Raw genomic sequence first — 21702 nt, forward strand, 5'->3', positions numbered from 1 at the left:
ACCGACAAGTATTACCGGCGGTACGGGTATGGATGTTGGTGATCCTCGCCAAAGATCCGGTTTCAAACCGCAGGGGGGCTCCCGGCCCCCCTGCTCGCCCGCTCACCAGACCCGTACCGCCCCTCCCGCCGCGAACACCGGACTCGTCGCGTCGGCGGGCGGCTCCTTCAAGGGTTCGTCCAGTTCTCCGACTGTTGGCCCCACGCGCGCGGCGATCTCTCCGAGCCGTTCCAGGTCGAAGCCGTAGACGCGGGCCGCGTTGCCGCCGACCATGGCGGCGATCTCGTCCCTGGGGAGGCCGGCGTAGGCGACGCGCAGGCCTTCGCGCGAGTAGGGGTACGTTCCCTCGTCGTGCGGGTAGTCGCTGCCCCACATGATCTTGTCGAGGCCGATGCGGTCGCGCAGGGCCGCCTCGTGGGGGCGCATGAAGCTCGCGCCGACGAAGCAGTTGTCGCGCCATACCTCGGAGGGACCCTTGCCCATGGCGTCGGCGAGGCCCGCGCCGAACTTCGACTCGGCGGTCTCCGCCGCGTCCGCGCCCGAGCGCCGCGCCGCCGCGACGAGCCGTCCGTGGTAGTAGTCCAGCATGTCGAGCACGCCCGGGATCCAGCCCGAGCCCTGTTCGGTGAGGACCAGTCTGAGGTCGGGGTGGCGGCGGAAGGCCCCGCCGAACGCGAGGTGCCACAGCGCCCGGTGGGAGAACCACGTCGTCTCCACCATGAACACCGCGCGGGCGGCCGGTTCCTCGCCGAGCGGCGGGGACGCCGAGCCCGCGTGGTGGTTGACGGGCACGCCGAGGTCGGCGCAGGCCGCCCAGATGGGGTCGTACGCCGACGAGTGGAGCTCGGGCAGGCCTGAGCCCGGTGGGGTGCCGGGCAGCATGAGGCCGCCCGTCAGGCCCGCCTCCACGGAGCGGTGGATCTCCTCGACGGCCCGGTCGACGTCGTTGAGGAGGATCTGGAAGACGCCCGCCCTGCGGCCCGGCGCGGCGGCGCAGAAGTCCGCGAGCCAGCGGTTGTGGGCGCGCAGCCCGGCCCAGCGCTGCTCGAACTCCTCGCGGGTCGGCGCCGGTGCCATGAGGGACGCCGAGGGGAAGAACGGCGGGATGGTGTTGGGGAAGACGACCTCGGCGACGATGCCGTCCGCCTCGAGCTCGGCGATGCGGCGGTCGGAGTTCCAGTTGCGGTCGGCGGTGTCGGCGAGGAGGTCCTCGTACGGGTTGACGTACGTGGCCGCCCACGCGTCGAACGCGTCGTGGTGGCGCGACTCCAGGTACGGCCGGTAGTCGAGGAGATCGGCGCCCGCGTGGCAGTCCGCGGAGATGACGGTGTAGCGGTCCCCGGTCATCGGGTCACCCCCAGCGTCGGGAAGTCGTGGTCGGTCAGCCAGTGGCGGCCCACCTCGCGCGAGCGGGCCCAGGAAGCCTCGGCGGACGTCTGGTCGGCGTCCTGGCCGAGGTCGGCGGGGGTCGGGCCGATGCGGCGGGCCAGCGGCGCGAGTGCCGCCGTGTCGAAGCCGAAGACCTCGGCGGCGGCGAGGCCCAGCATGCGGCGGGTCTCCGCCACGGGGATGTCGTGGAAGGTCTTGCGCAGCCACGCGCGCGTGTCGGGCCAGGTGCCCTCGGGGTGCGGGAAGTCGCTGCCCCACAGGATGTTGTCGACCCCGATCTCGTACCGCTGGGCGAGCTCGCGCCGTTTGGTGTTGGTGGCGCAGACGAAGATCTGCCGGTCCAGGTATTCGTGCGGGGGCCGCTTCAGCTCCTCGAACGGGGAGAGCTTCTTGCCGCCGTGCGCGCCCAGGTAGAGACGGTCCATGAACCACAGGAGGTTCGGCAGCCACCAGCAGCCGGACTCGGCGACGCCGAACTTGAGCCCCGGATGGCGTTCGAAGACGCCGGACCAGAGCATGAACCACAGGGGGCGGGCGGGCCACCAGGTCACTTCGGAGACGTAGATCCCCAGGTGGTCGCCGTACTCGTGGCGGGGCGCCGCTCCGGAGTGGGTGACCACGGGCATCGCGCACTCGGCCGCCGCCGCCCACACCGGGTCGTAGCGCCGGTCGTGGTAGGGCGCCTTGTCGACCCACATGGAGGGGATCATCAGCGCACCGAGCCCCGACTCCTTGGCGCGGTGGACCTCGGCGACGACACGGTCCACGTCCCCGGTGATGGGCAACAGGGCGACGCCGCAGTGCCGTTCGGGGTGCTCGGACACGAAGTCGGCCAGCCACCGGTTGTGGGCCTGGGCGCCCGCCATGCCGAGCTGGGGGTCCTGGTCGCCGGAGAGGCCGAGGCCGACGCCGAAGGGCGCGGCGGTGCGGCTGTCGACGGCGTCCGCGTCGGGGAAGACGACCTCGGCGGCCACCCCGTCGCCGTCCAGCTCCTTGAGGCGCTGTGCGGCGTCCCAGCCGCCGCGCAGGCCCTCTTCGTTGTCCTGGAACCACTTGGCGGCGAAGGCGTCGTTGCGGATGCCCAGGCGGGTGGCCTCCTCGCGGCGGGCGCCGCGCTCGCCGAGGAAGGCGTCGAAGTCGCGATGGAAGCGGCGATCGAGGTAGGGCCGGTACTCCTCGGTGGGGAGTCCGGCGTGGCAGTCGGAGGAGATGATCAGGTACGGGTCGTTCCGCTGGTCCGTCATGGCACGTCCCTCACTCAGTCCAGGATGAAGCGTTCCAGGTACGCCGGGTCGGACCGGTCGAGCATCGACTGCGACCGCGCCCGGATCTGCCGGTCGCTGTGCTCGCTCGCCGGGAGCAGCCAGAACCGGCCGGCGGCGATGCCCTCGGCCACGAAGTCCGCGACCTCCTCGACGGGCGTGAACCGCACCTCCTCGCCCGCCTCCCGCATGGCGGCCTCCCACTGGCCGAGGCTGCGGTAAGGGGCCCTGCGGGGGCGGGACTTGGCGTACCGGTCGGGCCGGTTGCGGTGCGACTCCCAGAGGCCGGTGCGGAGCATGTGGGGTCCGGGGAAGAGCACGGAGGCACCCACGCGCGCGTGCTCCGCCTTCAGATGCGCGTACAGCGACTCGGTCATCGTCACCACGGCGGCCTTGGTGACCGCGTACACGGAGGCGGTGGGCAGCGGGGCGATGCCGCCGTCCCCGGAGGAGGTGTTGACGACGTGGCCCGGTTCGCCGCCCGCGATCATCCGGGGCACGAAGGCCTGGATGCCGTGGAAGACGCCCCAGACATTGACTTCGAAGGCCCACTTCCAGTCGTTCGGCTCGTGCTCCCACATGCGGCCCTCGGCGCCCGAGCCGACCCCCGCGTTGTTGCAGAGCACATGGACGGCGCCGAACCTGTCGTACGCCTCGTCGGCGAGGGCGAAGACCTGCTCGCGCACCCCGACGTCGACCACGCGCGCGTGCACGGTCGCCCCGTCCTCGCGCAGTTCCGCCGCGGCCTTCTCCAGAGCGCCGGTCTCGACGTCGGCGAGGACCACCGCCAGCCCGTCCGCCGCGAACCGGCGCGCCATGGCGAGCCCGATGCCGCTCGCCGCGCCCGTGACGACGGCGACCTGCCCCGCACACAGCTCCATCTCAGACGCTCCCCTCGGGCGGCCCGTCGAGGATCTGCGCCGGGTCGTCGTAGCGCTGGTGGATGTAGGGCAGCAGGGACTGGGCGCTGACGCGCTCGACGACGCGGCCCTGCTGGTCGGTGGTCTTCTCGCCGATGGTGATCTCGACGAGGGAGCGCACCGGCAGGTCGGCCACGGGGTCGTACATCGACTCGCGCAGCACCACGTCGCCGGTGACGGCCTCCAGCTTGCGGACCTTCTCGTTCCGTACGCAGTGCACGAGCACGGGGTCCGCCTCGAAACCCGAACCGTCCACCGCGGGAAGGAACTTGAAGTAGAAGTCGGTCTTCCGCGTCGGCTCGGGCAGCGGCAGGTCGCCGCTGACCGCGCCCCGCACCTCCACGAAGGCGATGCCGTGCCGGGCGAGACGGGCCCGTACCACCAGGCCGTCCCGCTCGACCTCCACCTCGCCGAGCTTCTTCGGCTCCCCGAACACCTCGCGCCCGCCGATGAGGGCACGCTCGTGGGTCATCGGCATCACCAGCGGATACCAGCCCGCCACTCCCCCGTGCTCGGCGGCGACGGCGACCGAGCCCGCGCCCAGCGGATAGCCCGGCAGGTCGACCTTGCTGATGTTCGCCCGCACCAGCGGGCGTCCGGTGGGCTTCAGCGGCGGCGGGAGGACCGCGGCGACCACGTCCGGATCGCTTTCCCAGACGGCCACGACACCCGTGGACCAGATGTCGGGGAGCCTGGAACCCGCGGCGCGCGCGGCGGCGATCTCCGCCTCGTCACGTGCTCCGTAGCGAATACGTGCCATGTCGTACCACCCTTCGTCGGCGCGGACCGGGGGACCGCGGGCGGGACTTGCGGTGGGTCTGTAACACAGTTACAACAGGACCCGTGAAGGGTAAAGAGACGCGCACGCAGCTGAACCGGGCCGTCGTGCTCGACACCGCCGCGCACCTCGTCAAGCGGCACGGCCCGCGGGCCCTGACGATGCGGGCGCTCGCCGCCGAGCTCGGCACCGCCGTCACCTCCATCTACTGGCACGTCGGCAACCGCGAGTCGCTCCTGGACGCCCTCGTCGAGCGCACCCTCGACGACCTCGGCGAGATCCGCGCCACAGGACGCACCCCCGTCCAGCGCGTCGCCTCCGTGGCCCGCGCCCTGCGCCACCAGCTCCTCGACCACCCGCACCTCGTCGCGATGGTCCACGAACGCGGTCTGACGGAGAGGATGTTCCTGCCCGCCCAGCGCACCCTCGTCCACGAGGTCCATGAGGCGGGGCTGCGCGGCGCCCGCGCCGCCGAGGCCGTACGGGCCGTCCAGATCCACGTCGTCGGTCACGTCCTGGTCGAGCGCGCCCGCGAACGGGCGCCCGTGCAGCGGCCCGGCGAGGAGGAGTTGTGGACGGCTCAGGCAGCGGAGCAGGACGCCGCGCTCGCCCGCGCGCTCGCGGGACCCGTCGATCCGGAGGCGGTTTTCGCCACCTCCGTGCGGGCTCTGGTGGCCGGGCTTCTCGGACCGGCGCCCTGACTGTCGGTCGCGGCCCGTATCCTCATGGACCATGCTCGAAGACCGCACGACCGCAGCGTCCGCAGTGCCCTGGCCGGCCGCGTATCCAACGGGATACGCGGTCGTCGACGTGGAGACCACCGGCCTGGCCCGCGACGACCGCATAGTGTCGGCCGCCGTCTACCGCGTGAACGCCCGGGGCGACATCGAGGACCACTGGTACACGCTGGTGAACCCCCAGCGCGACCCGGGCCCCGTCTGGATCCACGGGCTCACCAGCGAGATGCTCGCGGACGCCCCGCTCTTCAAGGACGTCGCCGAGGAGTTCGCGGCCCGGCTCGAAGGGCGCGTCCTCGTCGCGCACAACGCCGTCTTCGACTGGTCGATGATCGCGAGGGAGTACGCGCGCGCGGAGCGCACCGCCCCCGTGCGCCAACGCCTGTGCACCATCGCGCTCTCCAAGGAGCTGGCGCTCCCGCTGCCCAACCACAAGCTGGAGTCCCTGGCCGCGCACTTCGGCGTCGAGCAGCGCCACGCGCACAACGCCCTGGACGACGCACGCGTGCTGGCCGAGGCCTTCCGTCCCAGTCTGCTGGCGGCGGCCGGCGGCAACGTCCGCCTGCCGCTCCTGGAGTGCAGGCCCCTCACGGAGTGGTCGGACGGCGCGCCGCGCATCGTCCGCCAGTCGACGGGACCGACACCCTCCTCGTCGTACCGGCCCGGAAGTTGGCGCCCTTCGCGGAAGCGCCCGCCGTGCCCGTACCCGAACCCGGGTCGTTACGAACCGGGCAAACCGCTCAAGCAGGGCATGCGGGTCGCGTTCTCCGGAGACACCTCCGTGGAGCGTGAACTCCTGGAGGACCGCGCGGTGGAGGCTGGCCTGCACATCGCTACGAGTGTGTCTCGCCTCACGAGCCTGCTCGTCACGAACGACCCGGACTCGGGCACCTCCAAGACGGTCAAGGCGCGCTCGTTCGGCACGCCCGTGATCGACGAGGCGGCGTTCGGACAGCTCCTCCAGGACGTGACGCCCGCCACGGAGTCGTAACCGTCTGAACCGTCGACCCGGGCCCCGCCCGTCAGACGGGTGATTCCGAGCGACTCGCCCACCGGCCGCTCGCCCCGCGCCGCCGCCGCGTCCCACCCTGAGGCGCATGGCACGTTGCGAGGTCTGCGGAAACGACTACGGCATGTCCTTCGAGGTGCACGCCCAAGGGGCGGTGCACGTCTTCGACTGCTTCTCCTGCGCCATCCACCGCATGGCGCCCATCTGCGAGCACTGCCGGTGCCGCATCATCGGCCAGGGCGTCGAGGTGGAGGGCCACTGGTACTGCGGCGCCCACTGCTCGCGCGCGGAGGGGCGGGTGGGCATCGTCGACAACGTCTGACCGGACCCCGCCGCCGGGCACCCCACGACCCGAGAGGTACCGTCGTGGGGTGTACCGCTTCCTGTTGTCCCGGCAGTGGGTGATCCTCACCCTCATCGCCCTCGTTCTCATCCCGGTGATGGTCGAGCTCGGCTTCTGGCAGCTGCACCGCCACGAGAACCGCGTCGCCCAGAACCAGCGGATCTCGGACGCGCTGAACGCCGACCCGGTCCCGGCCGAGAAGCTCACCTCGCCCGGTCACGAGGTGCCCAAGGAGGACCTCTACCGCCGGGTGAGCGCCAAGGGGACGTTCGACGCGCGGCACGAGGTCGTGGTGCGGCGGCGGACCAACTCCGACGACGCGGTCGGCTTCCACGTCCTGACCCCGTTCGCCCTGCACGACGGCAAGATCCTGCTCGTCAACCGCGGCTGGATCCCCGCCGACGGCCCGCAGACCGCCTTCCCGAAGATCCCCGCGCCCCCCAAGGGCGAGATCACCGTCACCGGCCGCCTCATGGCCGACGAGACGTCCGCGGCCAGCGGCATCAAGGACGTCCGCGGCCTTCCGGACCGTCAGATCATGCTGATCAGCAGCGGGCAGCAGGCGGACGCCCTCGGCAAGGAGGTCCTCGGCGGCTATGTCGAGCTCTCCTCCCCCGAGGCCAAGAGCGGCTCCCCCGAGCTGATCGGCGAGCCCGACCACAGCAGCATCGGCGCGCACATGGCGTACGCGGTCCAGTGGTGGCTGTTCGCCGCGGGCGTCCCCATCGGCTGGGTGGTCCTGGTCCGCAGGGAGCGGCGCGACCGCGCGGCCGCCGCCGAGGCCACCGCCCCGGAAGCGACACCGGCCGCCGTCTAGGGCTCCAGGATCCGTGCCGGAAGCCCCGCAGCACGCCGGATTGACGGGGCCCCACTCCGGGAAACCGTCATCCGTGTCCCGCCACATCGAAGACCTCGCGCCCGCCACCGACCTCCCGTCCGCCGCAGAGCTCGTGCCCATCGAGGACCTCGCGCTGATCGGCGACCACCAGACCGCCGCCCTCGTCGGCAGGGACGGCTCCATCGGATGGCTCTGCCTGCCCCGCTTCGACTCGCCCGCCTGCTTCGCCGCGCTGCTCGGCGACGAGGAGAACGGGCACTGGCGCATAGCGCCCAAGGACGCCGGGGCCTGCACCCGCCGCGCCTACCGTCCCGACTCCCTCGTCCTCGACTCGGAATGGGACACGGAGGACGGCTCCGTCCGCGTCACGGACTTCATGCCGCAGCGCGACCGCGCCCCCGACGTCGTCCGCATCGTCGAGGGCCTCAAAGGCCGCGTCACCGTGCGCAGCACGCTCCGGCTGCGGTTCGACTACGGCTCGGTCGTGCCCTGGATGCGCCAGAAGGACGGGCACCGCGTCGCCGTCGCGGGCCCCGACTCCGTGTGGCTCCGCAGCGAGCCGTCCGTGCACACCTGGGGCCACGCCTTCGGCACGCACTCCGAGTTCACCGTCGAAGAGGGGGAAAAGGTCGCTTTCGTCCTGACCTGGCACCCCTCGCACGAGCCGCGCCCCTCGCTCGTCGACCCGTACGAGTCGCTGGAGCACAGCCTGGAGGACTGGCGCGCCTGGACGTCCCAGTGCCACTACGACGGACCGCACCGGGACGCGGTGCTGCGCTCCCTCATCACCCTCAAGGCCCTCACGTACGCCCCGACGGGCGGCATCGTCGCCGCCCCCACCACCTCGCTGCCCGAGGAGCCCGGCGGCGTGCGCAACTGGGACTACCGCTTCTGCTGGCTGCGCGACTCCACCCTCACCCTGGGCGCGCTGCTCGCGGCCGGCTTCTCGGAGGAGGCCGAGGCGTGGCGCGACTGGCTGCTGCGCGCCGTCGCGGGCAACCCGGCGGACCTGCAGATCGTGTACGGCCTCGCCGGAGAGCGCAGACTGCCGGAGTACGAGGTTCCGTGGCTGTCCGGGTACGCGGACTCCGCGCCGGTCCGCATCGGCAACGAAGCGGTCGAACAGCTGCAGCTCGACGTGTACGGCGAGGTCGTCGACTCCCTCGCCCTCGCCGACCGTTCGGGCCTCGCCACCCCGCCGCACGCCTGGCACCTCCAGCTGTCCCTGCTCGAATTCCTGCACAAGAAGTGGCGCGAGCCGGACCAGGGCCTGTGGGAGGTGCGCGGCCCGCGCAGGCACTTCGTGTACTCGAAGGTGATGGTCTGGGTCGCCGCCGACCGCACCGTGCGCGCTCTGGAGGAGAACCCGAAGCTCCGCGGCGACCTCGACCGGTGGCGCACGCTGCGGGACGAGGTGCACCGCGAGGTCTGCGAGCGCGGCTACGACCCGGAGCGCAACACGTTCACGCAGTCCTACGGCTCGACCGAACTGGACGCGTCACTGCTGCTGATACCGCGTGTGGGATTCCTGCCGCCCGACGACCCACGCGTCATCGGCACCATCGACGCGGTCCACGCCGAGCTCGGCCACGGCGGGCTCCTGCGCCGCTACACCGCCGACCAGACGGAGATCGACGGCCTGCCGGGACAGGAGGGCGTCTTCGTCGTCTGCTCGTTCTGGCTGGCGGACGCCCTGCACATGACGGGCCGTACGAAGGAGGCGCGCGAACTGTTCGACCGCCTGCTCGCGCTCCGCAACGACGTGGGGCTGCTCGCGGAGGAGTACGACCCCACGTCCCGCCGTCAGCTCGGCAACTTCCCGCAGGCATTCAGCCACATCGGCCTGGTGCATACCGCCCTCGCGCTCTACGGGGCGGACGCGGGAGACTAGGTCCATGGATCTTGGACTGGAAAACCGTGTCTACGTAGTCACCGGCGCCACCCGCGGCCTCGGCAACGCCACCGCCCGCGAACTCGTCGCGGACGGCGCGAAGGTCGTGGTCACGGGCCGTCAGCAGAAGACGGTCGACGAGGCGGCGGCCGAGCTCGGCCCGAACGCGGTGGGCGTCGTCGCGGACAACGCGGACCCCGACTCCGCGGCCTCGCTCGTCGCCGCCGCGCGTGAGCACTTCGGGCGCTTCGACGGTGTGCTGATCAGCGTCGGCGGGCCCGCGCCCGGCTTCGTCGCGGACAACACCGACGAGCAGTGGCAGGCGGCGTTCGAGTCGGTGTTCCTCGGAGCGGTGCGCCTGGCGCGGACCGCGGCGGCGGAGCTCGGTGAGGGTGGCGTCATCGGGTTCGTGCTCTCCGGGTCGGTGTACGAGCCGATCGCGGGCCTGACCATCTCCAATGGTCTGCGGCCGGGGCTCGCCGGGTTCGCCAAGTCCCTCGCGGACGAGCTCGGCCCGCGCGGCATCCGGGTGGTCGGCGTGCTGCCCGGCCGGATCGGCACCGACCGCATGCGCCAGCTGGACGGCCTCTCCCCCGACCCGGAGGCCACCCGCGCCGCCAACGAGGCGGGCATCCCCCTGCGGCGCTACGGCACCCCGCAGGAATTCGGCCGCACCGCGGCGTTCCTGCTCTCGCCCGCGGCCTCGTACCTGACGGGGATCATGGTGCCGGTGGACGGCGGCGCGCGCGCCGGGTTCTGACGGCGCGAATCCTCAGCTGACCCTCTCCGCCCGGTGCTTGGCGGCCCGCAGCCGGACCGTGGCCGGCAGGGACGCGAGGCCCGCCGACTCGCGGCCCCGGGCGAGCGTGTCGGTGGAGAGCTGGTGCAGCGCGTCGGACGGGGCGGCGTGCGGGGCGAGGGTGAGGTCCACGCGCGCCTGCGGTGCGCCGCGCCTGCCGGTGAGGACGACCTGGGCGCGGTCCACGCCGTCCAGGGTCTCGGCCTCGCCGGCCAGGACGTTCTCCATGGCACGGCCGCGCAGCAGCGCGCCCTCGCCGTCCCCGGTCTCCACCAGGACCTCGGCGAGTCGGCGCCTGCGCAGCTGGGCGGAGAGCCACCACAGCGCGAGCAGGACGAGCACCGCCAGGGCGGCGATCACCGTGGGCCAGAACCATCCGTCGTCCCGCCACCGCGCCCGGTCGGCGGCGCTGACCAGCACGTCGTGCCGACCGTCGTGGATCCACCAGGAGGGCGGGGACGCGCCGAGTCCGACGGCGAGCACGGAGCCGCCGAGGACCAGCAGGACGAGTCCGGCCAGGGCCAGGACGACGCGGTTGACCGTACGCAGCACGCCGCTCACCCCTTCCTGCCGGGCCGGGCCACATGGACGGCGAGTCCGGGGGCGCGGGCGAGGCCGAGGTCGCGGATGCCGTCGGCGAGCGTCGCGTCCAGGTCACCGCGCACGTCGTCGAGCTCACGGAAGTGGGACACCGCGCGCACGTCGACCTTGGAGCGCTTCATTCGGACCCGCACGGACTGCACGCCGGGCACGTCCATGGCCCGGTCGCGCAGGACCATGGCGGCGGCGCCGCGGTACAGGCCGCCGCGCACGTCGGAGTGGGTGCGGCGCATCGGCAGGATGCCGCGCTGCCCGGGTGTCACGGCGAGCACGAGGAGCCAGAGGCCGAGGAGCGCGGCGACCGCGGCTCCGACGAGCACCGCGGTGTCGTCGAGGGGGCGCCTGCCGAGCTGGTGGGCGAGTTCGCGCCGCCAGTGCATGGCGGGGTGGTCGGCCCGGACGGCGACGATGTCGTAGAGGAGCAGTCCCGCGGCGCCGAGGACGACCAGGGCGAGGAGGGCGGCGGGCACCCGGCGGGGCGACCAGAACCGGGAAGCCTTCTCGTCGTCGTCGGAGAGCGTGGGCAGCGGGTCGTACGCCGTCGCGGACGCGGACTGGCGCAGCTCGCCGTCCGACTGTTCGACGACCGGCAGCGGCTGGGTGCCGCCCCCGTGGGGTTCACTCATCGTGTCCTCCCCTGTGCCGCGGCGCGTACCTGCGAGGAGTGCAGCCGCTCCACCTGAACGGCCACCTCGGGTACGTCCATCCCCGCCAACGCCTCTACCCGTTCGGTGACATGGCGACGCACCGCGCCGCACTGCCCGCCGATGTCGCAGGGGTACTCCAGCTCCAGGCTGACGCGGATGCGGGCCGCCTCGTGGTGGACGGAGACCGTGGCGCGGGGCGGTGATCCGTCGGCCGGGACCGTGTCCACCGCCTCACGTGCCGCTCGCGCGGCGATCTTCGCGACGACCCGGTCGGCGATCCGGGTCGCGCCGCGCTCCCGGGGCGCGACCTGTGCCGCCACCGCTCACCGCCGCCGGTCGCCGCGGGTGCGGAAGAACTCGCCGGGTTCGAGGTCTCCGTCGAGGAACTTGCCGGCGACGAAGCCGATGGCGCCCAGGGCGGCCACCAGCAGGAACGCCCCGAAACCGCCGAAGTATCCGGCGAAGCCCAGAGCCATTCCCGCGATCATGCCGATCACGGCCATACTCATGTGCGCTCCCTCCTCGTGTGGGCTGCCTACTGAAGGCGTCCTTGTTGCTCGTCGTCGTCCTCGTCGGGCAGCTTCACGTCGCTCACCGCGATGTTGACCTCGACGACTTCAAGGCCTGTCATGCGCTCGACGGCCGTGATCACGTTCTCCCGTACGTCCTGGGTGACGTCCGCGATCGAGACGCCGTACTCGACGACGATCTCCAGGTCGATCGCCGTCTGCACCTCGCCGACCTCGGCCTTCACACCGCGCGACACGGACTTCGAGCCGCCCGGCACGCGGTCGCGCACGGCGCCGAAGGTCCGGGCGAGGCCGCCGCCCATCGCGTGCACGCCGTCGACGTCCCGCGCGGCGAGGCCGGCGATCTTCTCGACGACGCCGTCCGCGATGGTGGTGCGGCCTCTGCTGCCGGGGTCACCGCCGCCCCGGCCGGGCGCGGACCGGGCCGCGCTCTCCTCCGGTGAGTCCGGGGAGTCCTTCTGCAGCGTCTGCGACGCCTTCCGCTGTCCGGTGTCGGTCATGGCCGTCCCGTCCCTTTCGAAAGGGGAACTGCCCGAGTGGGGCTGCTTCTCCGCCCACATTAAGCGCGACCCCGCGCCCGCGCGCCCGGGATGCGGCAGGCTGGGGCCATGACGGGAGAGGGATGGACGCAAGCGGTGCGCCGACAGCTGGGACTCGGCCGGGTGCTGCCGCTCGGCGGTGCCGCGGACGGCGTGTGGATGACGGAATCGGCGGCGGACGGCGCGTTGCGCCAGATGGCTGAGCGGGTGCCCGGGGTGCGGCTCGGCGCGGTGCGCATCGCGCTCGCCGCCCCTGACCGGGCGGGGACCCCCGCCGTTCCGCCGCCCCCGAGCGCGCTGGGGCCAGGGCCGCTGCGGATCACCGGGGAGTTCGCGGCGGTCGCCGGTGAACCACTGCCCGCGGCGGCGGACCGGCTGCGCGCGGCGCTGTACGAGGCGGCTGCCGGGCTCGGTCTGGTCACGACCGAGGTGGACCTGAAAGCGACGGCGCTCCTCGACGAGGCGGACGGGACGGACGAGGCCCCGGCGCGGCCGGCCGACGGTCCCCCGCACCCGTCCCCCGAGCCGCCCCCTGCGGAGGGCGCCGACACCGACGAGGCTCGCGCCGAACGGGCCGCCCTTTCGGTCCCCGGTGTGACCCGCCTGACCGGCGTCCTGGGCCGCGCCGTCCACTTCGAGGAGCCCCCGGCGACGGGCACGCTGCCGCGCCGCCACGCGCGCGTGGAACTCGCGACGGACCGCGAACACCGCGCCCTGGACGTGGCACTGGCGGTCCGTGAAGCGGTCGGCGCGGCCCTGCCGGACGGTCCCTCGGTGGCGGTGCTCGTCACCGAGGTGCGGTAACGGCGGATACGTTCAGTCGCCGAGGCCCGCGAGGTCGCGCAGGCGGCGGCCCTGGGCGGCGCGTTCGGCGACGCGCTGCTCTTCGTAGGAGCGGCCCACCGCGCCCTGCAGCAGGGCCTTCGTCTCGATGACCGCGTCGCGGGGCGCGGCGATGAGCGCGGCGGCCAGGTCCGTGGCGGCAGCGTCGAGCTGGTCGGCGGGCACGACGAGGTTGGCGAGGCCCACCCGCTCGGCCTCGTCGGCGTGGACGAAGCGCCCGGTGGCGCAGATCTCCAGCGCACGGGCGTAGCCGACGAGTCCCACCAGCGGGTGCGTGCCGGTGAGGTCGGGGACCAGGCCCAGGCTGGTCTCGCGCATGGCGAACTGAACGTCGTCCGCCGCGATCCGCAGATCGCAGGCGAGCGCGAGCTGGAAGCCGGCGCCGATGGCGTGGCCCTGGACGGCGGCGATGGACACGATGTCGCTCCGCCGCCACCAGGTGAACGCTTCCTGGTACTCGGTGATCGTGGCGTCGAGAAGGCCGTCCTCACCGCGTGCCAGATCGATGAAGGACGGTTCGCCGTCGAAGCCCTCGGGCGTGAACGCCTGCCGGTCGAGCCCCGCGGAGAAGGACTTGCCCTCTCCGCGCAGCACCACGACGCGGACGCTGCCCGGCAACAGCTGACCGGCCTCGACCAACGCCCTCCACAGCGCGGGAGATTGGGCGTTGCGCTTGGCCGGATTGGTCAGCGTCACTGTGGCGACGGCCTCGTCGATGGTGAGGCGTACGCCGTCCTTGTCGAGAACCGGTGCGAGCTCGCTGTCGGACGAAGCCATGGGGTGCCTCCGATGGGGGTGCGGTCGGGCCGGACGCCGGGAGCGCCCGTAAGTGACTGCACAGTAACCACCCGGCCGGTCAGCCGACCGACCGGGTGGTCACCATCGGACCATGGGACAGCGTGCCGCCAGCCGTCAGCCGGCGGCGGCCTTCTTGCCTCGCGTCGCCCCGCCACGTCCCCGCAGCGTGACGCCGGATTCGCTGAGCATGCGGTGCACGAAGCCGTACGAGCGGCCGGTCTCCTCGGCCAACGCCCGGATGCTCGCACCGCCGTCGTACTTCTTCTTCAGGTCTGCCGCGAGCTTGTCGCGCGCGGCGCCGGTTACCCGGCTGCCCTTCTTCAGAGTCTCGGCCACCCGTGCCTCCTCATGGGAAGTGCGCTCTGGACTTCTCATGATCACCCCTCTCGGGCTTCCTGGCCACCCATTCGACAAGGTCCGTACGGCGGGGTTCGTCCCCTCGGGGACGGACATCACGAGCGGAGTGAACGATTCCGCGCGGCGTTCCGCGCGCGAGGGAGCGCGCGGAACAGCGAATCCCCAGGTCAGCGCCGTGACCATCGCCAAGGCGCGCCTTGTCGCAGCTCAGCGCGGAAATCCGTGTATGCCACACCTCGGTACGAGGCGGGCTCACACAGATGAGGGATCACGGATCGGCCGAATGATCCATACCCAGTGGATCAGTCATTCGATCAAGCAGGGTGGACGGCGCGGAGGGTCTCAGGCGAGGGCCACGAGGTCTGCGTAGTCCTGGCCCCACAGGTCCTCGACGCCGTCGGGCAGCAGGATGATGCGCTCCGGCTGGAGCGCCTCGACGGCGCCCTCGTCGTGCGTGACGAGGACGACGGCTCCCTTGTAGGTGCGCAGCGCGCCGAGGATCTCCTCGCGGCTGGCCGGGTCGAGGTTGTTCGTGGGCTCGTCGAGGAGGAGGACGTTGGCCGAGGAGACGACGAGGGTCGCGAGCGCGAGCCGGGTCTTCTCGCCGCCGGAGAGCACACCGGCGGGCTTGTCGACGTCGTCTCCGGAGAAGAGGAACGAGCCGAGCGTCTTGCGCACCTCGACGAGGTCGAGGTCGGGGGCGGCGGAGCGCATGTTCTCCAGGACCGTGCGCTCGGGGTCGAGGGTCTCGTGCTCCTGCGCGTAGTACCCGAGCTTCAGGCCGTGCCCCTCGATGACCTGGCCGGTGTCGGGCTTCTCGGCGCCGCCGAGGAGCCGGAGCAGCGTGGTCTTGCCCGCGCCGTTGAGGCCGAGGATGACGACGCGCGAGCCCTTGTCGATGGCGAGGTCGACGTCGGTGAAGATCTCCAGCGAGCCGTACGACTTCGAGAGACCCTCGGCCATCAGCGGGGTCTTGCCGCACGGCGCGGGCTCGGGGAAGCGCAGCTTGGCGACCTTGTCGCTCTGGCGCACGGCCTCCAGGCCCGCGAGGAGCTTGTCGGCGCGTTTGGCCATGTTCTGGGCGGCGACGGTCTTGGTGGCCTTGGCGCGCATCTTGTCGGCCTGCGAGTGCAGCGTCGCGGCCTTCTTCTCGGCGTTCTGGCGCTCGCGCTTGCGGCGCTTCTCGTCGGACTCGCGCTGCTGCTGGTAGAGCTTCCAGCCCATGTTGTAGACGTCGATCTGGGCGCGGTTGGCGTCCAGGTAGAAGACCTTGTTCACGACCGTCTCGACGAGGTCGACGTCGTGGGAGATCACGATGAAGCCGCCGCGGTACGTCTTCAGGTAGTCCCGCAGCCAGACGATCGAGTCGGCGTCGAGGTGGTTGGTCGGCTCGTCGAGGAGGAGCGTGTCGGCGTCCGAGAACAGGATGCGGGCCAGCTCGATACGGCGGCGCTGACCACCGGAGAGCGTGTGCAGGGGCTGGCCGAGCACGCGGTCCGGGAGGTTGAGCGCGGCGGCGATGGTGGCGGCCTCGGCCTCGGCGGCGTACCCGCCCTTGGTGAGGAACTCCGTCTCCTGGCGCTCGTACTGCTTGAGGGCCTTCTCGCGGGTGGCGCCCGAGCCGTTCGCGATGCGCTGCTCGTTCTCGCGCATCTTGCGGATCAGTACGTCGAGCCCGCGCGCGGAGAGGATGCGGTTGCGGGCGAGCACGTCGAGGTCGCCGGTGCGGGGGTCCTGCGGGAGGTAGCCGACCTCTCCGGAGCGGGAGATGGTGCCGCCCGCGGGCATGCCCTCACCCGCCAGGCACTTCGTGAGGGTGGTCTTGCCCGCGCCGTTGCGGCCGACGAGGCCGATGCGGTCGCCCTTCGCGATGCGGAAGGTGGCGTTCTCGATGAGGATGCGGGCGCCGGCGCGCAGCTCGATGCCGGAAGCGGTGATCACGGGGTTCTCCTGAAACAGAGTGGACGGCGAGAGGGACGACTGAGGTGCTCAGGACCGGTGTCTATGCCGTCCAACTGAGGAGAGGTGCTGCCATGACAGCCAGTCTAACGGGCCGTCGCAACTAGTTTTCCGGGCTCCCGGCGCCGCCGGGGCTCCGCCGCAGGTCGCCGTTGCCCAGCGGGGTGCGGCCCGGAACGATTCTGCCGTAGTCGTCCACGGCGACGACCTGCGCGGTCCAGGCGGCGGCCGGGCCCGTGCAGGGCTGGGCGACCAGGAGCGCCCCGCCCCGGCGGACGGAGCGTGCCGGTTCGAAGGAGCAGCCGGTCTTCGCGGGCAGCACCCAGCGCAGGTCGCCGTCCGCCGTGCGGTAGGCGGCGATGCGGTGCGGGGTGACGACGGCGAGCATGCCGGCGTCCGGGGTGAGCGGCTGGAGGACCCCGGCGCCCGCTCGGGCGGCCGGGGTGCGCAGCCAGTCGGCGCTCGCGGGGACGGCGCGGTGCCAGCGCACGGAGCCTCCGTCGGCCCGCGCGGTGTCGGTGACCAGGCCGTCGCTCCAGAGCGTGAAGGCGTGGCCGGGCGCGGGCAGGAGGGTGACGGGACGGCGTCCCGCGCGGGTGTACGTCCAGCGCGGGGCGCCGCTCTCCTTGTCGTACGCCTGGACGGCTCGGTCCGTCGCGCGAAGGGCGGGTTCCCGGCCGGGCCGCGCGTCGTCCACGCGTGCGTGGACGGTGAGGCGGTCTCCGTAGGGCGCGGGCCGCGAGTGGTGCGCGGCGGTGATGAGGGGCAGGGCGAGCACGGCGAGGGCGACGGGCAGGGCGATGCGCGTGCCCCGGCGGGCCGGGGCGTGGCCCGTCGCGTCGAGCGGCAGAGCGGCCATGACGCCCCCTTCGGTACCCCTGCCCATGGATCAGGCGCAGAGCGTAGCCGCGGGCTCAGGGGGTACCTGCCGTGCGGCGGGGCGACACGGCGTGAGGGGTGCTCCGTGTCCCCCGTTCGGACCTTCCTCCGGGGCTCGGCGGGGGCGGGCGTATCAGGATGAAGTGGCCGGTGGTCCGGCGCGGGACGGCGGGTGCCGTTCCGGATGCGCGGCAGAGGGGTACGCCCATGCAGTTCGACGACGACGCCGACCTGGACACCTCGGAGGTGCAGGATGTGCGCGGCAGTCGGATCCCCGGCGGCCGGGCGACGGTGGGCGGAGGCATCGCCGGCCTGATCGCCCTGCTCCTGGGGCTCTTCTTCGGGGTCGGCCCCGACCAGCTGGGGCTCTCCTCCGGCAACGACGAGCCCGCGGCGACCTCGTCGTCCCTGGCGCAGGTGCAGCAGACCTGCCACAAGGGGCGGGACGCGAACAGCAAGGAGGACTGCCGCATCGTGGCGGTGGTCAACAGCGTGCAGGACTTCTGGCGGCCCGAGTTCCAGCGCCGGGAGGGCACGTACTCCCCCGCGCGGACCATCCTGTTCACGGGCCGCGTGGGCACCGCGTGCGGCGCCGCCACGTCGGCGGTCGGCCCGTTCTACTGCCCCGGTGACCGGAAGGTCTATCTGGACCTGGACTTCTTCGACGACCTGCGGACCAAGTTCGGGTCGAGCGGCGGGCCCTTCGCGCAGGCGTACGTCGTGGCGCACGAGTACGGGCACCACGTGCAGAACCTGATGGGTACGCTGCAGCGCTCCCAGGACGGCCGCACGGGCCGGGACAGCAACGCCGTGAAGGTGGAGCTGCAGGCCGACTGCTACGCCGGGGTGTGGGCGCGGCACGCGACGCGCAGCCCGGACGATCGCACGGGCAGGCCGCTGATCAGCAGCCTCGACGACAACGACATCCGCGACGGCCTGGACGCGGCGGCCGCGGTGGGCGACGACCGGATCCAGGAGAAGTTCCAGGGCCGGGTCACGCCGGAGTCCTGGACGCACGGCTCGGCCCAGCAGCGGCAGCAGTGGTTCTACGAGGGGTACCGCACCGGCGACATGGGCCGGTGCGACACGTTCCGCTGAGGCATCCGCGGCTTCGGAGCGCTGCGGCTCACTCGCCGCCGGTGTGGACCTGGAAGGCCGCCCGGCGCACGGCCTTGGCGAGCGCCGGGTCGGGGTGGGCCGCGGCGAGGGCGACGAGGACCTGCACGGTGCGGGGGTGCCCGACGCGGCGGACCTCGTCGAGGAGGGCGGGGACGGTGGGCTGGACCGCCGACTCCAGGTGCCGGACGAGGAGATCGGCCTCTCCGTGGTCGGCGACGGCCGCCGCGGTGTCGACCCAGAGCCAGGTGGACTCCTCGCGGGTGAGCACGAGATGGACGTCCTCGGGGTCGGCGCCTTCCTGCTCGGCGAGCCACAGCAGCGCGTAGGGGCGCAGGGAGGACTCCTCGACGACGGCCCTGACGTCCGGCTCGGCCGGTGCGCCGACGACGCGCAGCGCCTCGAAGGCGAGGCCGCGCAGGAGGGCGTCCTCGCCACGTGCGGCGGTGAGGAGGTCGGTGACGGCGCTGCCGACGGGGCGCGCGGCGAGCCAGGCGCGGTATTCGGCGCGGGCCGCGTTGGGGCGCAGGCGTGCGCAGCCGCGCAGCATGTCCTCGGCGGACTGCTCGAAGTGCCCGGCGGGGCTCTGCGCGGCGACGCAGATCTGTTCGAGCTTGACCCAGACCGCCCAGCTGCCGAGCGGGGTGAGCGTCGCCTGTCCTTCGGCGCAGGTGAGCGCTCCCACGGCGGCGAGGCCGTGCAGGGCCCAGTCGAGGAGGGCGGGGAGCGGGGCGTCCCGCGGGGCCTCGGCGGGGGTCTCCGGCTCGGGCCCGTCGGCGATCTCGCAGCGTTCGGTGCGCAGTTCCGTGACGCGCTGGTCGAGGAGGTCGAGGAGCTGCGGCACGGGCACGGGGCCCGCCGACAGCTGGAGGAGGGACAGGACCTGCGGCATGGCCTCGACGGTCTCGGCGACGGCCGCGGGGGCCAGGTCGTCGGGCGCGGGGTGGGCGAGCGACCAGGCGTCGAAGAGGGCGACCCAGCCGCGCAGTACGGCGGTGTCGTCGCGGTCCCACACGCGCAGCCGCCAGCCGGGGCGTGCGCTGTCGCCGTGCACCTCGATGAGGCCGGAGAGGCGGGCGGTGTCCCAGTCGGCGCGGACCTGAGCGGGGGTCAGTCCCAGTTCGGCGGCGGCCCGTTCGGCGGTGGCGTCGGAGAGGGTGCCCTTTCCGTCGGGGGTCGCCCCGGTGCCGCCGGGGCCGGGGCGGAGGGCCGCGTCGGCCCAGCGGGCGACGCGTGCGGCGGCGGCGAGGACGGCTCGTGCGCCCCGCGCGAGCTCCGCGGGAGCGGGCGTGCCCTCCGGCGGACGGGGGGCGGGACGGCGCGTGCGGCGGTTGCCCATCGCGCCGGGCGCGGCGGACAGGGGCCGTGCTGGGTCGCGCCGGGCCTCTCCTCGCTCTTCGGCCCTCTGGCGGGGCGCGCGGACAAGTCGGAGCCTGGAGTCGCGCGGGGTACGGGACGTCACAGGAGCAGTCTTCCTGTTGACGGTCCGAAAACCCAAACGGAATGGCGGCACGGGCCTTCGAAGGCGATGCGCGGATGTCGCGCGTCGAGGGTTCCGAAGGTCAGATCAGCGGGGTGAGGAAGCGGCGCAGCACCTCTTCGTAGGCCGCGGGGTCCGCGTTCCACATGGCGCCGTGCGGCGCGTCCGGTACGGGGTGCAACGTGACCAGGTCCGGGCGCCGTTCGGCCATCCTGAGGGAGTAGACCCAGGGGGCGACGGCGTCGTCGGGGCCGTGCACGACGAGGGTGGGGACCTGCAGGGCGTCGGGTCCCGCGGACGCCAGGATGCGGTCGCCGCGCAGGCCCGTGCGCCCCTGTGCCGCACGGACCGCAAGCGGAAGGAGGGGTCCCGGGGTGCGGCGGGCGCCGGCGAGGGCCTTCAGGGTGACCTCCCAGTTCAGTACCGGCGAGTCGAGAACGAGGCCGCTGATGCGGTCGCGGAGCGCCGAGTGCGCCGCGGCGTGCAGGCACATGGCGGCGCCGGTGGACCAGCCGTGCAGGACGACGCGCTCGGCGCCGTTGCGCACGGCGTGGCGGATGGCGGCGTCCAGGTCGCGCCACTCGGTCTCGCCGAGGTGGCCGAGGCCGTCCGGGGAGCGGGGCGCGCCGAGGTCGCCGCGGTAGGCGAGGTCGAGGACGGGGATGCGCAGGCGGTTGAGGAAGTCCATGACGACCATGGGGTGCTCGCGGGTGGTGCCGAGGCCGTGCACCGTGATGACCCAGGTGTCCCGGGTGGCGGGCACGAACCAGGCGGGGAGGCCGCCGAGTTCACCGGGGACGACGACGTCGGAGTGTTCGAGGCCGAGTGCGGTGCGCGGGTCGCCGATGTGGACCTGGGGCGTGAGCCGGACGCGGGCGCCGGGCTCCAGGGTGCCGTGGGTGACGGCTTCGAGGCGGCGCACGACGGTGTCGGCCTCGTGCGGGGCGGAGTCCAGGACGGGTCCGACGATGGCGTGGGTGCCGTTGCCGCTGAGGCCGTACGTGCCGGGGCGCAGGCTCGCCAGGGCGCGGGTGAGGCTGACCTGGCCCGCGGCCGTGGCGTGCACGGTGAGGCGCGGCTCGGTGGGCAGGGGCCGGCCGGCGGGCGCCCTGAGGGCGGCGTCGCTGGCGAAACGGCCCGCCGCGATGGCGGCCGCGGCCGTCCCCAGGGCGGCTGTTACTGCGGTGACGGCCGCTGCCGTCGCTTTGGCTGGGCGCACCGTCCCAGTGTTATGGGCGGAGGGCTTCGGGGCCAGTGGGCGGCGTCCCTGGGGTGACCGGATCGCCGCGGTGCTGTCCGTACCCCTTCAGCCGCTCTTCCGCTTCGCTCAGCTGGGAGGGGGACAGGAGGGCCGGGGCGTGGCCGGGGACCGCGGCGGCGGTGAGCCAGAGGCGGGACATCCATTCCAGCTGGGCCGTCCGGTCGTACGCCTGGGAGAGGGTGTCTCCGTACGTGACCGTTCCGTGGTTCTGGAGGAGGCAGCCCGTGCGGTCGCGCAGGGCTCCGAGCATGTTCCGGGCCAGCTCCTCCGTTCCGTACAGCGCGTAGGGCGCGACGCGGGGCGGGCCGCCGAGGATGCCGGCCATGTAGTGGACCGCGGGGAGCTCGGGGACCAGCATCGAGACGGCGGTGGCGTGCACGGCGTGGGTGTGGACGACGGCGCCCGCGGAGGTGTTGCGGTAGATCGCGAGGTGCATGGGCAGCTCGCTGGTGGGTGAGAGGTCGCCGAGGAGCTGTCGTCCTTCGAGGTCGACGCCGACCGCGTCCCGCGGTCGCAGACGGTCGTAGGGCACTCCGCTCGGGGTGACGAGGACGGTGCCGCCGACCCGTACCGAGACGTTGCCCGATGTGCCGACGACCAGGCCGTCCGTGACCGTCCTGCGAGCCGTGTCGACCAGCTCGTCCCAGGCCTGCGCGACGGCGTCCCCGTCTCCGTGCTGCTGCTCAGTCATGCGGCGATCCTGCCAGCCGCCCGTCGGACACCGGGG

Annotated in this window: 24 protein-coding genes; 8 read left to right on the top strand and 16 right to left on the bottom strand. The window is 73.0% G+C overall.

Translation table 11 applies throughout. The features are described 5' to 3' along the window. Positions 1 to 102 precede the first annotated feature (102 nt). Genes DEJ47_RS07985 through DEJ47_RS08000 form a run of 4 tightly spaced genes read right to left on the bottom strand, consistent with a single transcriptional unit; the run spans position 103 to position 4331 of the window. Positions 103 to 1347 carry an amidohydrolase family protein gene (locus DEJ47_RS07985; RefSeq protein ID WP_150166311.1) on the bottom strand — a complete coding sequence of 415 codons (1245 nt, stop codon included), beginning with the start codon at positions 1345 to 1347 and terminating at the stop codon, positions 103 to 105. After that, on the bottom strand, positions 1344 to 2633 hold the full coding sequence (locus DEJ47_RS07990; RefSeq protein WP_150166313.1) for an amidohydrolase family protein: 1290 nt from the start codon (positions 2631 to 2633) through the stop codon (positions 1344 to 1346). The genes DEJ47_RS07985 and DEJ47_RS07990 overlap by 4 nt, the downstream gene beginning before the upstream one ends. A 14-nt stretch (positions 2634 to 2647) precedes the next feature. Then, positions 2648 to 3532: an SDR family NAD(P)-dependent oxidoreductase gene (locus DEJ47_RS07995; protein ID WP_150166315.1), complete on the bottom strand. Its 885-nt coding sequence runs from the start codon at positions 3530 to 3532 to the stop codon at positions 2648 to 2650. Between the two features lies 1 nt (position 3533). Next, on the bottom strand, positions 3534 to 4331 hold the full coding sequence (locus DEJ47_RS08000) for an acetoacetate decarboxylase family protein (protein ID WP_150166317.1): 798 nt from the start codon (positions 4329 to 4331) through the stop codon (positions 3534 to 3536). 83 nt (positions 4332 to 4414) lie between these two features. Here DEJ47_RS08000 and DEJ47_RS08005 point away from each other — a divergent pair, with 83 nt between their 5' ends. The 6 genes from DEJ47_RS08005 to DEJ47_RS08030 all read left to right on the top strand — a co-directional run bounded on the left by DEJ47_RS08005 (position 4415) and on the right by DEJ47_RS08030 (position 9927). Next, the gene (locus DEJ47_RS08005) at positions 4415 to 5050 is read left to right on the top strand and encodes a TetR/AcrR family transcriptional regulator (RefSeq protein ID WP_150166319.1); all 636 of its coding nucleotides are present in this window, start codon (positions 4415 to 4417) and stop codon (positions 5048 to 5050) included. 31 nt (positions 5051 to 5081) lie between these two features. Then, on the top strand, positions 5082 to 6077 hold the full coding sequence (locus tag DEJ47_RS08010; RefSeq protein ID WP_150166321.1) for a DEDDh family exonuclease: 996 nt from the start codon (positions 5082 to 5084) through the stop codon (positions 6075 to 6077). A 106-nt stretch (positions 6078 to 6183) separates the two neighbouring features. Beyond that, positions 6184 to 6417: a hypothetical protein gene (locus tag DEJ47_RS08015; protein WP_150166323.1), complete on the top strand. Its 234-nt coding sequence runs from the start codon at positions 6184 to 6186 to the stop codon at positions 6415 to 6417. A gap of 49 nt (positions 6418 to 6466) precedes the next feature. Further along, positions 6467 to 7255: an SURF1 family protein gene (locus DEJ47_RS08020; protein WP_150166325.1), complete on the top strand. Its 789-nt coding sequence runs from the start codon at positions 6467 to 6469 to the stop codon at positions 7253 to 7255. 133 nt (positions 7256 to 7388) lie between these two features. Next, positions 7389 to 9167: a glycoside hydrolase family 15 protein gene (locus DEJ47_RS08025; protein ID WP_398334483.1), complete on the top strand. Its 1779-nt coding sequence runs from the start codon at positions 7389 to 7391 to the stop codon at positions 9165 to 9167. Positions 9168 to 9171: 4 nt separating this feature from the next. Beyond that, positions 9172 to 9927: an SDR family oxidoreductase gene (locus DEJ47_RS08030; protein ID WP_150166327.1), complete on the top strand. Its 756-nt coding sequence runs from the start codon at positions 9172 to 9174 to the stop codon at positions 9925 to 9927. Positions 9928 to 9939: 12 nt separating this feature from the next. Here DEJ47_RS08030 and amaP read toward each other — a convergent pair whose 3' ends face one another. The 5 genes from amaP to DEJ47_RS08055 are packed head-to-tail and all read right to left on the bottom strand — an operon-like array spanning position 9940 to position 12243. Further along, a complete protein-coding gene (gene amaP / locus DEJ47_RS08035) occupies positions 9940 to 10527 on the bottom strand; it encodes an alkaline shock response membrane anchor protein AmaP (RefSeq protein ID WP_150166329.1) in 588 nt (195 codons plus the stop codon). Further along, a complete protein-coding gene (locus tag DEJ47_RS08040; RefSeq protein WP_150166331.1) occupies positions 10524 to 11192 on the bottom strand; it encodes a DUF6286 domain-containing protein in 669 nt (222 codons plus the stop codon). Before DEJ47_RS08040 ends, amaP begins: the two co-directional genes overlap by 4 nt. Next, positions 11189 to 11533: an Asp23/Gls24 family envelope stress response protein gene (locus tag DEJ47_RS08045; RefSeq protein ID WP_150166333.1), complete on the bottom strand. Its 345-nt coding sequence runs from the start codon at positions 11531 to 11533 to the stop codon at positions 11189 to 11191. The genes DEJ47_RS08040 and DEJ47_RS08045 overlap by 4 nt, the downstream gene beginning before the upstream one ends. A gap of 3 nt (positions 11534 to 11536) precedes the next feature. After that, positions 11537 to 11722, bottom strand: coding sequence for a hypothetical protein (locus tag DEJ47_RS08050; RefSeq protein WP_150166335.1), 186 nt, complete (start codon positions 11720 to 11722; stop codon positions 11537 to 11539). A gap of 26 nt (positions 11723 to 11748) precedes the next feature. Beyond that, a complete protein-coding gene (locus tag DEJ47_RS08055) occupies positions 11749 to 12243 on the bottom strand; it encodes an Asp23/Gls24 family envelope stress response protein (RefSeq protein WP_150166337.1) in 495 nt (164 codons plus the stop codon). 108 nt (positions 12244 to 12351) lie between these two features. Here DEJ47_RS08055 and DEJ47_RS08060 point away from each other — a divergent pair, with 108 nt between their 5' ends. Then, positions 12352 to 13086, top strand: coding sequence for a nucleopolyhedrovirus P10 family protein (locus tag DEJ47_RS08060; RefSeq protein ID WP_150166339.1), 735 nt, complete (start codon positions 12352 to 12354; stop codon positions 13084 to 13086). A gap of 12 nt (positions 13087 to 13098) precedes the next feature. On the opposite strand, the gene DEJ47_RS08065 is transcribed toward DEJ47_RS08060, so the two are convergent. From DEJ47_RS08065 to DEJ47_RS08080, 4 genes are all read right to left on the bottom strand, one after another. Next, positions 13099 to 13902, bottom strand: a complete 804-nt coding sequence (locus DEJ47_RS08065) for an enoyl-CoA hydratase/isomerase family protein (protein WP_150166341.1) — start codon at positions 13900 to 13902, stop codon at positions 13099 to 13101. 135 nt (positions 13903 to 14037) lie between these two features. Further along, positions 14038 to 14259, bottom strand: coding sequence for a helix-turn-helix domain-containing protein (locus tag DEJ47_RS08070; protein WP_055550175.1), 222 nt, complete (start codon positions 14257 to 14259; stop codon positions 14038 to 14040). 363 nt (positions 14260 to 14622) lie between these two features. Beyond that, positions 14623 to 16221 carry a ribosomal protection-like ABC-F family protein gene (abc-f, locus tag DEJ47_RS08075; protein WP_150166343.1) on the bottom strand — a complete coding sequence of 533 codons (1599 nt, stop codon included), beginning with the start codon at positions 16219 to 16221 and terminating at the stop codon, positions 14623 to 14625. 121 nt (positions 16222 to 16342) lie between these two features. Beyond that, entirely contained in the window at positions 16343 to 17098 is a 756-nt protein-coding gene (locus DEJ47_RS08080; RefSeq protein WP_150166345.1) for a hypothetical protein, read from the bottom strand. 227 nt (positions 17099 to 17325) lie between these two features. Between DEJ47_RS08080 and DEJ47_RS08085 the strand changes: the two genes are divergently transcribed. Then, positions 17326 to 18216, top strand: a complete 891-nt coding sequence (locus tag DEJ47_RS08085; protein ID WP_150166347.1) for a neutral zinc metallopeptidase — start codon at positions 17326 to 17328, stop codon at positions 18214 to 18216. A 28-nt stretch (positions 18217 to 18244) separates the two neighbouring features. Here DEJ47_RS08085 and DEJ47_RS08090 read toward each other — a convergent pair whose 3' ends face one another. The 3 genes from DEJ47_RS08090 to DEJ47_RS08100 all read right to left on the bottom strand — a co-directional run bounded on the left by DEJ47_RS08090 (position 18245) and on the right by DEJ47_RS08100 (position 21666). Continuing rightward, positions 18245 to 19696 (bottom strand): hypothetical protein, encoded by a 1452-nt coding sequence (locus DEJ47_RS08090; protein ID WP_161236041.1) that lies wholly within the window; start codon positions 19694 to 19696, stop codon positions 18245 to 18247. A 100-nt stretch (positions 19697 to 19796) separates the two neighbouring features. Further along, a complete protein-coding gene (locus DEJ47_RS08095) occupies positions 19797 to 20933 on the bottom strand; it encodes an alpha/beta hydrolase family protein (RefSeq protein WP_150166349.1) in 1137 nt (378 codons plus the stop codon). A 10-nt stretch (positions 20934 to 20943) separates the two neighbouring features. Further along, entirely contained in the window at positions 20944 to 21666 is a 723-nt protein-coding gene (locus DEJ47_RS08100; protein WP_150166351.1) for a class II aldolase/adducin family protein, read from the bottom strand. Positions 21667 to 21702: the final 36 nt, after the last annotated feature.

Origin of the sequence: Streptomyces venezuelae, from assembly GCF_008642355.1 — a bacterium.
GTDB classification, from domain to species: domain Bacteria; phylum Actinomycetota; class Actinomycetes; order Streptomycetales; family Streptomycetaceae; genus Streptomyces; species Streptomyces venezuelae_B.